The sequence below is a fragment of the Burkholderia sp. S171 genome, assembly GCF_009766085.1.
GTDB lineage: Bacteria > Pseudomonadota > Gammaproteobacteria > Burkholderiales > Burkholderiaceae > Caballeronia.
Genome location: NZ_LMUF01000048.1, coordinates 21,149 through 33,839, shown reverse-complemented (window position 1 = coordinate 33,839; position 12,691 = coordinate 21,149). Strand labels below are relative to the sequence as shown.

Annotated in this window: 10 protein-coding genes; 7 read left to right on the top strand and 3 right to left on the bottom strand. The window is 62.4% G+C overall.

The features are described from left to right. Position 1: 1 nt before the first annotated feature. Entirely contained in the window at positions 2-1,495 is a 1,494-nt protein-coding gene (locus GSQ93_RS27565) for an efflux transporter outer membrane subunit (protein ID WP_158939044.1), read from the top strand. A gap of 41 nt (positions 1,496-1,536) precedes the next feature. Here the strand turns inward: GSQ93_RS27565 and GSQ93_RS27560 are convergent, their stop codons facing one another. The 3 genes from GSQ93_RS27560 to GSQ93_RS27550 all read right to left on the bottom strand — a co-directional run bounded on the left by GSQ93_RS27560 (position 1,537) and on the right by GSQ93_RS27550 (position 6,463). Continuing rightward, positions 1,537-2,928, bottom strand: coding sequence for an MFS transporter (locus GSQ93_RS27560; protein ID WP_158938825.1), 1,392 nt, complete (start codon positions 2,926-2,928; stop codon positions 1,537-1,539). 89 nt (positions 2,929-3,017) lie between these two features. Further along, positions 3,018-5,225, bottom strand: coding sequence for an acetate--CoA ligase family protein (locus GSQ93_RS27555; RefSeq protein WP_254074091.1), 2,208 nt, complete (start codon positions 5,223-5,225; stop codon positions 3,018-3,020). Positions 5,226-5,233: 8 nt separating this feature from the next. Further along, positions 5,234-6,463, bottom strand: coding sequence for an acyl-CoA dehydrogenase family protein (locus tag GSQ93_RS27550; RefSeq protein WP_254074090.1), 1,230 nt, complete (start codon positions 6,461-6,463; stop codon positions 5,234-5,236). Between the two features lie 140 nt (positions 6,464-6,603). On the opposite strand from GSQ93_RS27550, the gene GSQ93_RS27545 reads away from it, so the two are divergent. The 6 genes from GSQ93_RS27545 to GSQ93_RS27520 all read left to right on the top strand — a co-directional run bounded on the left by GSQ93_RS27545 (position 6,604) and on the right by GSQ93_RS27520 (position 12,636). Continuing rightward, on the top strand, positions 6,604-7,452 hold the full coding sequence (locus tag GSQ93_RS27545; protein ID WP_158938823.1) for an IclR family transcriptional regulator: 849 nt from the start codon (positions 6,604-6,606) through the stop codon (positions 7,450-7,452). Positions 7,453-7,538: 86 nt separating this feature from the next. Continuing rightward, positions 7,539-8,558 (top strand): LacI family DNA-binding transcriptional regulator, encoded by a 1,020-nt coding sequence (locus tag GSQ93_RS27540; protein ID WP_158938822.1) that lies wholly within the window; start codon positions 7,539-7,541, stop codon positions 8,556-8,558. 213 nt (positions 8,559-8,771) lie between these two features. Beyond that, positions 8,772-9,716 carry a substrate-binding domain-containing protein gene (locus GSQ93_RS27535; protein ID WP_158938821.1) on the top strand — a complete coding sequence of 315 codons (945 nt, stop codon included), beginning with the start codon at positions 8,772-8,774 and terminating at the stop codon, positions 9,714-9,716. Positions 9,717-9,758: 42 nt separating this feature from the next. After that, complete coding sequence (locus GSQ93_RS27530; protein WP_158938820.1) at positions 9,759-10,547, top strand: ATP-binding cassette domain-containing protein; 789 nt, start codon at positions 9,759-9,761, stop codon at positions 10,545-10,547. A 1-nt stretch (position 10,548) separates the two neighbouring features. Further along, complete coding sequence (locus GSQ93_RS27525; RefSeq protein WP_158938819.1) at positions 10,549-11,553, top strand: ABC transporter permease; 1,005 nt, start codon at positions 10,549-10,551, stop codon at positions 11,551-11,553. A 3-nt stretch (positions 11,554-11,556) separates the two neighbouring features. Next, positions 11,557-12,636 carry a phosphotriesterase gene (locus GSQ93_RS27520; RefSeq protein ID WP_158938818.1) on the top strand — a complete coding sequence of 360 codons (1,080 nt, stop codon included), beginning with the start codon at positions 11,557-11,559 and terminating at the stop codon, positions 12,634-12,636. Positions 12,637-12,691: the final 55 nt, after the last annotated feature.

Sequence of the window (12,691 nt, the reverse complement as noted above, 5' to 3'; positions counted from 1 at the left end):
GATGAAGATTTCCTCCAAACCCCTGGCCGCCGCAGCGGCCCTCCTGCTCGGCGGCTGCATGGTCGGGCCGGACTATCACCGGCCGCAGGTCAGCGTCCCCGCAACCTTCCGCGAACTACCCGGCTGGACCCAGGCCGAGCCAAACGCCAGCGGACCCAAGGGCGCGTGGTGGACCGGCTTCAACGATCCGCTGCTTGACGAGCTCGAACCACAAGTAGTGGTCTCCAACCAGACCGTGGCGCAGGATTATGCCAACTACCAGGAGGCGCTCGCCGAGGTGAAGGTTGCACGCTCCGGCCTGTTTCCAACGATAGGCGTAACAGGCTCGGGCACCCGGCAACGCAGCGCCACCGGCTCGACGAGCACCAGCAGCAGCTTCGGCAACATCCAGAGGGTAAATAACTCCGGCTCGCTCGAAGGCAATGTCAGTTGGGCACCTGACCTGTGGGGCTCGGTGCGCCGCACGATCGAACAGAATGCCGCCACCGCGCAGGCCAGCGAAGCAACGCTCGCGAATGCTACGCTTTCCGAACAGATTGCGCTCGCCACCGCCGTGATCCAGCTGCGTACCAGCGACGCCGATATCGACTTGCTGCAGCAAACGGTCAAGGCGTACCAGCACTTTCTGAGCGTAGTGGCCGACCAGGACAAGTACGGCACCATCGCTCCTTCCGACGTGATCTCCGCGCGCACCCAGCTCGCTAATACGCAGTCGAGCCTGATTGCGCTCGGCGTCGCACGCGCTCAATACGAGCATGCGATTGCGGTGCTGGTCGGCAAGAACCCCGAGGACCTGGTCATCCCGCACAGCACCACAATGCCGACTTTGCCGGCGATTCCGGTTGGCGTTCCTTCAACCCTGCTGCAACGCCGGCCCGATATCTCGACGGCCGAACGCCAGATGGCGTCCGAGAATGCTGCGATCGGAGTCGCGGTCGCGGCCTACTACCCAACGGTGTCGCTGTCCGCGCTGGACGGCTTCACGCAATCGCCGTTGGGCGGCTTGCTGCATGTGGCCAACTATGTCTGGTCGCTGGGCGGCAGCGCCACCGAAACGATCTTCGACGGCGGCGAACGCAGCGGCGAAGTCGCGGCCGCCAAGGCGGCCTACCAGGGAGCCGTCGCCAATTATCGCGGCACGGTGCTGACGGCGTTCGAAGATGTCGAGAATGACCTGTCCGGCTTGCGTATTTTGGCTGAGCAGTCGGACACGCTGGATTCCGCGGTGCGCGATGCAACGCGCGGCGCCGAGATTGCCCTCAACGAATATCAAGCCGGCACCGTCGACTACACCACCGTAGCGACGGCCCAGGCGAGCCAGTTGAACACCCAGCAAACCGCGTTGAACGTGCAAGAGTCCCGGCTGCTCGACGCCGCGTCGCTGATCGGCGACCTGGGCGGCGGCTGGTCGGACAGCGCGCTGCACGATCCGCGGCATCCGGTGGAAGCGGCGACTGCCGCGAGTCCTGCGAGTGCGGCTCAGGTCAGTCAGTAACGTTTGGGGATGGGCCTCGCAGGGTCCATCGGGAATGGCATCTACCGATGCGTATGTCCAAGGCCCGGTTGCGCCGGCGCTTTGCTGCTTGGGGCCTGCCCTGTCGCGGGCTTGCTTCCCGAGGCGGGGAAGACAATCAGCATCAACACGACGCCCGCCATCAATACAACGGCAAGCCCGATCAGCCCGACCTCCGCGCTTCCCGTATGCATCTTGGTCCAGCCCACGAATGCCGGGCTCACGAAGCCGCCCGTACCGCCGAGACTCGTGATCATCGCAATGCCGCCCGCCGCCGACGAGCGCGGCAGGAACGTCTGGGGTATCGTCCAGAACACGACGAAACAGCCGTACGATGCCGCGGCCGCCAGTGCAAGCAGACCGACACCGATCGCGACGCTATGGCCCGCTGCAGGCAGCAACGCGAAGGCGAGCGCCGTCACCGCTGCGCTGCCCGCCACATGCCAGCGGCGCTCCATCATCCGGTCGGAACTCGCCCCCACAACGTATGTCCCGATCGCCGCCGCGATGAACACGAGCGCCGACAGCAAGCCCACATCGAGCACGTTAGCCACGCCCAGATCACGAATAATGGTCGGCGCCCAGAAGCCGATCGCATTGAACGGCATCATCACGGCGAAGTAGACGATCGCCGCAAGATAGACGCGCGGATTCGCGAGCGCGCCACGCAGTCCTTCCAGATGGCCGGAGTGCTTCGACTGTTCGTCGGCAAGGAGTTCACGCGATATCAACGCCTTCTCGCCGTCGCTAAGCCAGCGAACCTCCGCGGGCGAATCGCCGAGGTAGAAGAAAGCGAAGATGCCGAGCGTGACAGCGGGCACGCCTTCCAGCAGGAAGAGCCACTGCCAGCCGGGCAAACCACCGACGCCGGCTAGCCGCGTCATGATGAACCCTGACATCGGGCCACCGACAATCCCCGCCACAGCGGTCGCCATCATCAGGAATGCGGTCACGCGTGCGCGCCGGGCGCCTGGAAACCAGCAGCTCAGATAATAGATAATCCCGGGGAAAAAGCCCGCTTCGGTGACACCCAGCAGAAACCGCATGGCGTAGAACTGCGTCGGTGTGCGAACGAACATCATCAGGCTTGATGCAAGTCCCCACGCAAACATGATGCGCAAGAGCGTGCGGCGCGCGCCGACGCGTTGCATCCACAGATTGCTCGGCACTTCAAAAAGCACGTAGCCGATAAAGAACAGGCCGGCGCCCAGGCCGTACGTCGCCTCGGAAAAACCGAGGTCGTGCATGAACTGCAGCTTGGCGAAACTGATGTTCACACGGTCGATATAGCTGATCACGTAGCAGAGAAACAGCAGCGGAATCAGCCGGAAAAACACCTTGCGATAAGTGCGCTCGGCTTCGTCGGGCGTGGTGTCGCCCGAGGTGGTCGCGCCGGATTGCGGATGGCTGTGCATGAGGGTCTCGCGAAGAATGCGAACTGACGTGGGCGTCGCAATGGGCCTTCGACGCCGGGTTTCAAAGCGGCCGGGCAAGTTTAGTGACACTATCCGTCGACGACAGCCTGGGCGCAATGCGCGCTTTCCTGAGCCTGATCCACAGCCGCCTCGCGCGGCCGTTGCGGCAGGCGGCGCGCGAGCGCATCGCCTGCGCGCACGCCCTTGCCCGCAGGCAGAACGAATAACGGATTGATGTCGAACTCCTTCAGCCCCTGAGCGAGGTCGAGCGCCATCGTGGACATTGCAACAATCGCGTCCGCCAGTGCGTCGATATCGCCCGGTGGCTTGCCGCGCGCGCCCGCAAGGATTGCGTAGGCACGGAGTTCGCGGATCATTGCATGCGCGTCGGCGTGCGAAACCGGCGCGAGGCGCCACGCCACGTCCTTCAGCACCTCGGCGTAGATTCCGCCGAGTCCGCACATCACGGCGGGCCCGAACGACGGATCATTGTCGATGCCGACGATCATCTCCACCGCATCGCGAATCTCTTCCTGCACGAGCACGCCGTCGATTCGCGCGCCGGGAACGTGGCGCCGTGCGTTCGCGACGATTTCATCGAATGCGTCTGCAAGCATCGCGTCGTCGCGGATGCCAACGCGCACCGCGCCCGCTTCGGTCTTGTGCGGGATGTCCGGCGACTGGACCTTGATGACGAGCGGAAAGCCGATAGAGCGCGCGATTGACTGTGCTTCATCGCGATTGCGCGCGAGTGAGCCTTTGGGTGTACCGATGCCGTAGTGCCCGAGCAGCGCCTGCGCCGCGTGCTCCGTCAGGTCGCCCGTGCTCTCAGCGAGCAACGCGTGTGCTTCCCTGACATGACGACGCAAAGGCGCCGGCGCGAGGCGTGTCGCCTCCCGCACGCGACGTGCCTGCGCGTAGTTCGACAGCACCGCGAACGCGCGCCCGCAGCGCACGGGCGTTGCATAGAGCGGCACGCCACTCTGCTCGATCACGTCGTACGCTTCGCTCGCCATGTTGCGGCGCGCGTTCCAGGCAAGCATCATCGGCTTGCCGGTCGCGCGATAGACTCGCGCGATCGCCTCGGCCATCGCAAGCGCGACTTCGCCGCTCGCAGCCGCTGCCATGATCGCGATCGAGTCGATGCCGGGATCGTCGGCGATGATCTGCAACGCATCGGCAAATATTTTAGGCTCGGCGAGGATGCCGGCGGTCAGGTCAACGGGATTATTCAACGACGCGAACGACGGCACGATGGGTTCAAGCGCAGCCAGCGTCTGCGGCGACAACGGCGGAAGCGTCATGCCACGTTCGCTGCATGCATCGGTGATCAGGATGCCGGCGCCGCCCGAGAGGGTCACGACCGCGATCCGGTTGCCGTCCGGCAAGCGCTTCGCCTCGAACGCCTTCGCGTAGTCGCCGAGATCAGCCACATCGGTCACTTCGATCACACCGGTCTGGCGGAACGCCGTCCGATACAACGTAGAAGCGCCACCAAGATTCGCGGTGTGCGAAGCGGCCGCCTTGGCGCCGTCTGCGGTATTGCCGACCTTCCACGCTAAAAGTGGCTTACCAGCATCGAGCGCGCGGGTTGCGACTTCGACAAGCCGACGCGCATCCTTCAATCCTTCGATGTACGTAGCAATTAGCGACGTCTGCGGGTCGTCGATACAGGCATCGACGAGGTCGAGCAAGCTCACGTCGGCTTCGTTGCCAGTCGTAATGAAATGACGCAAGCCGATGCCGAGTTCGTCGGCCATGAGTAACAGCGCGCAGCCAAAGCCGCCGCTCTGAGAGATCAGCGAGAGGCCGCCTGGCCGATAATTAACGCCAAACGGCGCACCGAAGCCCGCGTAGACGCCCGTGTCCGTGCTGACGAGACCCTGACAATTCGGTCCGATGATGCGAAGGCCAAAAGCACTCGCAATCGCCGTGCATTCACGTTGCAGCGCAGCTCCCGCTTCTCCCGCTTCGGCGAAACCCGAGCTGTAGACAATCGCGTAGCGGATGCCCTTCTCGCCGCACTGGCGCAACATATCCGGCACGCGCCGCGCGGCGACGAGGATCAGCGCGAGATCGGGAATCGTGGGCAGGCTTTCAATGCTTGCGTAGCATGCGACCCCTGCAATTTCAGCGTATTTTGGGTTCACCGGATACAGCGCGCCTTGATAGCCGTGCTGCATGAGAAAGCGCATCGGCTGGCCGCTGATCGATTTAGGATCGTTCGACGCACCCATGATCGCGATCGAACGCGGACTGACCAACCGGTCGATGTCGAGCGTGCGTGACGACTTCATGGCGGCGCTCATGCGGCACACGCAGCGGTCGTGCCGACGCTGTCCTTAGCCCGTGCCTCTCTCGCTTCTGCCGCGCGCCGCAACGTAATCTTCGCGATGTTCAACTGATGGATCTGCGTGGTGCCTTCGTAGATGCGAAATGCGCGGACATCGCGATAGAACCGTTCCACTGCATTGCCTGCGAGATAGCCGCGTCCGCCGAGCATCTGCACGGCCCGGTCCGCGACGCGCCCGCACATCTCGGAGGCGAACATCTTGCACATCGATGCCTCCAGCGCGACGTCCTCGCCGGCATCGCGTTTGCGCGCGGTGTCGAGAATCATCGAGCGGGCGGCGTAGATCTCCGTCTGGCACTCGGCGATCAGCGCCTGCACAAGCTGGAAGTCCGAGACTGGTTTGCCGAACTGCTCACGAGTGGATGTATAAGCCACCGCTTCGTCGAGCATGCGGATTGCGGGACCCGTGCATAGCGCGGCGAGGTGGATGCGCTGCTTGTTCAGCACCTTCATCGTCGTGCGAAATCCCTGCCCTTCCTTTCCACCGATCAGGTTCGCCGCCGGCACCCGGCACGCGTTGAAATGCACATCGCCGACGGGAGAACCCGCCTGCCCCATCTTCTGATACGGCTCGCTCGTCGAGAGGCCGGGCGTGCCGCGCTCGACCAGGAACGCGGAGATGCCGCCCGCCCCGGGTATGGACGGATCGGTGCGGGCCATGACCGTGAAGAGGTCGGCAATGGGCGCGTTGGTGATGAAGCACTTGCTGCCGTCGAGCACATAGTGGTCGCCGTCGCGCCGGGCGGTGGTCTGTAGCGCGGTCGCGTCGGACCCGGCATCCGGCTCGGTCAGAGCGAACGCGCCGGTCATCACGCCCGATGCGAGGAGCGGCAGGTAGCGATGCTTCTGGTCGTCAGTCCCGTCCGCGACGAGCGCCTCGGAGCCAATGCCCGTGTTCGTTCCGACACGCGCTCGAAACGCCACCGACGCTTGTGAAAGCTCAAACGCGCCGCGAACAAGTTGTTCGGTGGAAAGGCCCGCGCCGCCGAAATCGCGCGGGATGCTCCAGCCAAAGTAGCCGAGTCCGCGCATCCGCTCGACGAGATCCGCCGGGACCTGATCCGCCTGCTCAATCTCGTTCTCGCGTGGAATCGCCTCTTCGCGCACGAAACGCGTTACATCGGCGAGTAAATCGAAATCGGCATCGAATTCAGCATCGAATTCAGGAATTTGTCTGCTCATTGCTGTCTCCGTCATGTGTTCGGCTTATGACTTCACTATCGAACTTTCCGAACAAAAAGGCGCCAAGTGTTCGACTATGCTGAACAGAGTTTGGATATGCGGAACACGGGGAGCAAAATGGCGTAATTGGAGGAGACGCCATGGACCGCAATAACACGCCGGAGACGACAACGATCGCGAGCGACTATCTGGATTCGAAGGCCCGCTACACGCCCGATGAATTCGACGGCGATCGGCAATTTGCTACTACGCTCGCGCGCGGCCTCGACATACTGCATACCTTTACGCCGCGCGATTCGCAGCTTGGCAACGCTGAACTTGCCGCACGCACCGGCATGAGCAAGGCCACGATCTCCCGATTCACCTACACGCTGACGAGACTCGGCTACCTGCGCGTGAACCGGATGAACAACAAGTTCCAGCTCGGGTCGGCCGTGCTGTCACTCGGTTATCCGCTGCTCGCGAGTCTCGCCGTGCGGCAGATCGCGCGACCTTCAATGAAGGAGCTGGCGGACCACATCCGGGGGTCGGTATCGCTTGGCATGCGCGACCGGCTGAACGTGGTGTATCTGGAAAGTAGCCGCAGCAGCACGCCGCTCGGCTTGCCTGCGGACATCGGCTTGAGCTATCCGATTGTTCGCACCGCCATGGGCCGCGCCCTTCTCGCGGCGCTGCCGGGTGATCGGCGCGAGGCGCTATTGAATGAGATCTCGGTCAAGACGCCCGACGAATGGAACACCTTTGGGAAACGCGTGCTGCAGAGCATCGACTATTTTCATGAGCGCGGCTTTTGCGTGTCGTATGGTGATCTGAGACGTGAAGTGCACGCTGTGGCGGTGCCAATGAGACCATCGGCCGACGGCGAGATCCTCGTGTTCAACTGCGGCGTGCCTTCTTATCTGCTCAAGGACGGACAGTTGGAACGCGATGTCGGGCCGCGATTGTTGTCGATGGTTCGCAGCGTCGAGGGAGCGATGGGGATTTTTTAGGCCCAAAGCCCCCCACAAAGCCTGCCCCCATCTGCGAAAAAATCCCCCGCGTTACACTACGCTCCACTCCAGCGGGGACCCCACAAGTGGCAAAAGTACCCACGATTCGCGATGTCGCCGAACTGGCGGATGTATCGAAGGCAACCGTTTCGCGTTACCTGAACGGCAGCCTCGCGCTGCCGCCGGAAACGGCCAAGCGCGTGGACGACGCGGTTGTCGCGCTCAACTACCGCCAGAACAGTCTGGCCCGGCGCCTGAGTCTCGGTAGCAGCGAGACTATCGGCTTGGCCATGCCCGAAGTCGCCAATCCGTTCTTCGCGGAGCTCGCCGATGCCGTGGAGGAAGCCGCCTCCGAAAGCGGCTATGGCCTCGCGCTCTGCATCACGCGCAACAAACTTGAACGTGAAACGCTTTATCTGCGCTGGCTCGATACCCGCCATCTCGACGGCCTGATCTTCGCGACCAATCGCCCGGACGACGGCTCGCTGCGCAATCTGATCGGCGAGCGCGCCAACATCGTGCTGGTCGACGAGGACGTGCCGGGTACCGACGTGCCCAAGGTGTTCGTCGACAACGTGGAAGGGAGCTATCTGGCGACGCGCCATCTGCTTGACGCGGGGCATCGGCGGATCGCGCACGTGACCGGCCCCGAAACGCTGTTCACCGTGCAGGAACGGCTGGAAGGCTACCGGCGAGCACTGGCCGAAGCACAAGTCCCCTTCGATGCCGACCTTGTCCGATACGGCTCCTACGACCGCCGCTTCGGACGTGCCGTGGGCGCCGACCTGATCGCGTGCGCGCAACCACCCACCGCCCTGTTCGCGACCAGCGACTACATCGCGGTCGGCCTGCTCGATACACTGCGCGAGCGCGCGCTGGACGTGCCCGGCTACATGTCGATCGTCGGCTTCGACGACATGGAATTCGCCAGCCTCCTGATGCCCCCCATCACCACCGTGCGCCAGTCAGCCGCCGAGCTTGGCCGGACCAGCGTCGCCCTGCTGGTCGCGATGCTGACCGGACACCCCACCGCTTCGCCCACCGTGCGCCGCCTGCCGGTCGAGTTGATCGAACGCGCGTCAGTCGGACCGCCGCGCTCCGTTTAGCAGCCGCTTCTCCGCCATTCTCCCTCCGTATTTACCCTTATCTTTTTTGAAAAGATTGACAGCCCAATACTCGCGGATTAATTTTTATAAACCGGTTTACAAGCGGGCGGCGCAATGTCGGTTGCGCCCACGAAGTCCTTCTTTAATCATCGGCCGCGGGGGCGCTCATGAAGCGCGCGAACCACGTCCGGATCAACCAGGAAAGGGATTCCAATGAGCGCAGAAGTGAATTTCCGCCGCATGACGGCCGTCTTGTTGAGCGCTGCCTTGCTTTCCATTGCAGGCAGCGCAGTGGCGGCAGGCAAGAAGATCGCCATGGTGCAGATCAACCAGGAGGCGCTGTTCTTCACGCAGATGGACCAGGGCGCCCAGGCAGCCGCAAAAGCGGCCGGCGTCGAGTTGGAGATCTTCAACTCGAACAACGACCCGAGCGCGCAGAACAACGCGATCGAAACCTATATCCAGCAAAAAGTCGATGCCATTCTCGTGGTCGCCATCGACGTGAACGGCATCAAGCCCGCCATTACAGAAGCCAAGAAAGCCGGCATTCCGGTAGTGACCATCGACGCGATTGTCGACGGTGACAACGCGGTGCAAGTCGGCGTGGACAACAAGAAAGTCGGCGAAGACATCGGCAAATACACGGCGAATTACATCAAGACAAATCTTGGCGGCAACGCGAACATTGGCGTGGTGGGTGCGCTGAATTCGTTTATCCAGAACGTGCGCCTCGATGGGTTCAAGGCGGGCATCGCGACGGTGCCGGGCGCGAAAATTGTCTCTACCGTCGATGGACAAAATGTCCAGGATCAAGCGCAAACTGCCGCTGAAAACCTGATTTCCGCGAATCCGAATCTGCAGATCGTCTATGCAACCGGTGAGCCTGCATTGATCGGTCTGGTTGCGGCAACCTCGGCGCAGGACGCCACTGGCCGGGTGAAGATTGTCGGCTGGGACTTGAGCGCGCAGGCCATCAAGGGCATTGATGCCGGCTTCGTGACAGCAGTGGTTCAACAGGACCCGGAAGGCGAAGGCCATGCCGCCCTGAATGCCGCGATGAAGCTCATCAGCAAGCAGCCGGTCCCGAAAAACATCTCGGTGCCGGTGACGATCGTGACCAAGGCGAACGTTGGTAAATACCGGGCCATCTTCAAGTAAGCCCTTTAACTGAGCCCGCTTCGGCCTTCCTCGGAGAACGTTATGCAAACCGATGCTGCAACGCCGCGCGTGCGCATGGAAAACATCACCAAGAGTTATGGCGCCGTGCAGTCGCTGCGCGGCGTCGACCTGCACGTCATGCCAGGCGAAGTGCTCGGGCTCGTTGGCGACAACGGCGCGGGCAAGTCGACCGTTTCGAAGGTGCTGTCGGGTGCGGTGATACCGGACACCGGCAGCATTGAAATCGACGGCCAGCGGGTCAGTTTCTCCGACCCGGGCGATGCTCGCGCGCATCACATCGAAATGGTTTATCAGGATTTGTCGCTGTGCAATACCGTCGATGTGGCCGGTAACCTGTTCCTTGGCCGCGAGCCCATGCGCCGCATCTGCGGTGTGCCGGTGCTCGATCATCGCAAGATGCATCACGACGCTCGCGAGATGCTGAACAACCTCGGCATCCGTATTCCGAGCACGAAGCTGGACGTGGAAAACCTGTCGGGCGGTCAGCGTCAGGCCATCGCGATTTCGCGGGCGGTATCGTTCGATCCGAAAGTGCTGATCATGGATGAACCCACGGCCGCGCTGGCCGTGGCCGAAGTCGAAGCGGTACTGGAACTCGTGCGCACGATCAGCGAGCGCGGTGTCAGCGTGATCCTCATCAGCCACCGCCTGCAGGACCTGTTTCTCGTGTGCGACCGTATCAGCGTGATGTACGAAGGGCAGAACGTCGCGGACCGGAAGATCGGCGAGACGAATCTGGAGGAGATCGTCGATCTGATCGTGGGCCATAAGTTCAGCGCGCGCTCAGCACGTGCACTTGCGGAGAATTGACATGGAACTCGCCATGCACGACAACAAGTCCAAGGCGCCACGCCTGCCGCTCAGACACTTGCTCGGTCGCAATGCAGGGGTAGCGAGCATCGCGGCATTCTTCATTGTCTGCGCCCTCGCCTTTACGCTCACGACGCACACTTTTCTCACCGCCGGTAATCTGCTCAACGTGCTCCGTCAAAGCGCGCCGCTGCTGATCGTCGCCACGACCATGACGCTCGTCATCACAACCGGCGGTATCGACCTGTCGATCGGCTCTACGCTCGCGCTCGTGGGTGCGGTCTCGGCCATCGCGTTGCGAGCCGGCGCACCGGGTATCGTCGTGCTGCTGGGCGGCCTCTCACTTGGCGCCCTGATCGGTGCGATCAACGGCTACTTCATCGCGTTTGCAGGAATGCCGGCGTTCATCGTGACCTTGGGGACATTGTCGGTCGTGCGCGGTATCGCGTTGCTGATCACGCAGGGTTTTTCTGTGCCGATCGAAAATGACGGATGGTTCGTCGAGCTGGGTCGCGGCCGTTTGCTCGGCGTGCCAACGCCCGCGGTCATCGCGATCTTCACGCTGCTCGCCGGATGGGTCACGCTCCGGCATACGCGGTTCGGGCGCTATGTGACGGGCATTGGTACCAACTCGGAAGGCGTGCGGCGCGCGGGTGTCAGCGTTCGCGCCGTCACGCTGAAGGTCTATATCCTCAGCGGCGCGGCAGCGGGTCTCGCCGGACTTATCACGACGGCGCGGCTCGGCAGCGGGTCGTCGAATCAAGGGGTGGGGTTTGAACTCGCCGTGATCGCTGCGGTCGTTCTCGGCAGTACTGATCTGTTCGGTGGCAGAGGAACCATTCTCGGCACCGTGCTGGGTGCGCTGACTATCGCCGTGCTCGGCAACGGGCTGATCCTGATCAACGTTTCACCGTTTTATACGCAGATCATCCAGGGCGCGATCATGCTGCTTGCGATATGGCTCAATACGCGCATCTTCTCGCCGCAACGGCGCAAGAAAGGCTAAGCGATGAGTTCGATCTTTCGCCGCGACTCACCGCTGCCAATAGGCGTAGGAAGCGGCCACGTGATGACCGTCCTCGGACCGCTCCCCGTCGCGCAGATGGGCGTAACGCTGATGCACGAGCATGTCCTGCTGGATGCATCCGGAAAATGGGTGCCACCCAGTTGCTGCAGCGACCGGTTTATCGGCGAGCAAAAGGTTCATATCGGCATTCTGGGTGCGCTGCGGATGAATCCGCTGATGAACCGCGATAACTGCCAGTTGTTCGATGCCGACGTAGCCGTTGAAGAACTGATGCGCTTTCGCGAACTGGGCGGTAATACGGTGGTCGATCCGACCAATCTCGGCATTGGACGAGACCCTGCCGCGCTGCAACGGATCTCACGGCGTACCGGCTTGAACATTGTGATGTCGACGGGGTTTTATCTCGAACCGTCGCATCCGGATTACGTGAAACACAAGTCGATCGACGAACTGGCGGCTCAACTGATTGCCGACGTTGGCGGCGCGGCTGAAAAACCCGACGTGGTCGCCGGAATGATCGGCGAGATAGGCGTCTCGGCAGCTTTCACGGCCAACGAGGAAAAGTCGCTGCGCGCGGCCGCGCGCGCAAGTGCGGCGACGCATGTGCCACTTTCAGTGCATCTGCCCGGCTGGGTACGGCACGGGCATCGCGTGCTCGACATTGTGGCGGAAGAAGGCGCCGACCTGAATCACACGGTGCTGTGTCACATGAACCCGAGCCACATGGATGTGGAGTACCAGCACTCGCTCGCCAGACGCGGCGCCTGGCTCGAGTACGACATGATCGGCATGGAGTATTTCTACGCCGACGAAAACGCACAATCACCGTCTGATGAAGAGAACGCCCGCGCGATCAAGGCGCTGATCGACGCCGGATTTATTGACAGGATCCTCATGTCGCAGGACGTGTTCATGAAGATCATGCTGACGCGTTTTGGCGGCCACGGTTACGGCTACATCCTCAAGTATTTCGTGCCTCGTCTGCGGCGTCATGGCGTGACGAACGAGCAGATTGAAACAATGATGATTGCGAACCCGGCGCGAGTTTTCTCGGGCAAATGACGGGTGTTCGCACCAGACGATGTGAACCGGTTCCACCTTGCGCTGCGTGCCGCCG

Excerpts from the sequence above, each read along its gene's own strand:
- GSQ93_RS27560 (WP_158938825.1), bottom strand. The coding sequence starts at position 2,928 with ATGCACAGCCATCCGCAATCCGGCGCGACCACCTCGGGCGACACCACG.
- GSQ93_RS27555 (WP_254074091.1), bottom strand. The coding sequence starts at position 5,225 with ATGAAGTCGTCACGCACGCTCGACATCGACCGGTTGGTCAGTCCGCGT.
- GSQ93_RS27535 (WP_158938821.1), top strand. The coding sequence starts at position 8,772 with ATGAGCGCAGAAGTGAATTTCCGCCGCATGACGGCCGTCTTGTTGAGC.
- GSQ93_RS27530 (WP_158938820.1), top strand. The coding sequence starts at position 9,759 with ATGCAAACCGATGCTGCAACGCCGCGCGTGCGCATGGAAAACATCACC.
- GSQ93_RS27565 (WP_158939044.1), top strand. The coding sequence starts at position 2 with ATGAAGATTTCCTCCAAACCCCTGGCCGCCGCAGCGGCCCTCCTGCTC.
- GSQ93_RS27525 (WP_158938819.1), top strand. The coding sequence starts at position 10,549 with ATGGAACTCGCCATGCACGACAACAAGTCCAAGGCGCCACGCCTGCCG.
- GSQ93_RS27520 (WP_158938818.1), top strand. The coding sequence starts at position 11,557 with ATGAGTTCGATCTTTCGCCGCGACTCACCGCTGCCAATAGGCGTAGGA.
- GSQ93_RS27545 (WP_158938823.1), top strand. The coding sequence starts at position 6,604 with ATGGACCGCAATAACACGCCGGAGACGACAACGATCGCGAGCGACTAT.
- GSQ93_RS27550 (WP_254074090.1), bottom strand. The coding sequence starts at position 6,463 with ATGAGCAGACAAATTCCTGAATTCGATGCTGAATTCGATGCCGATTTC.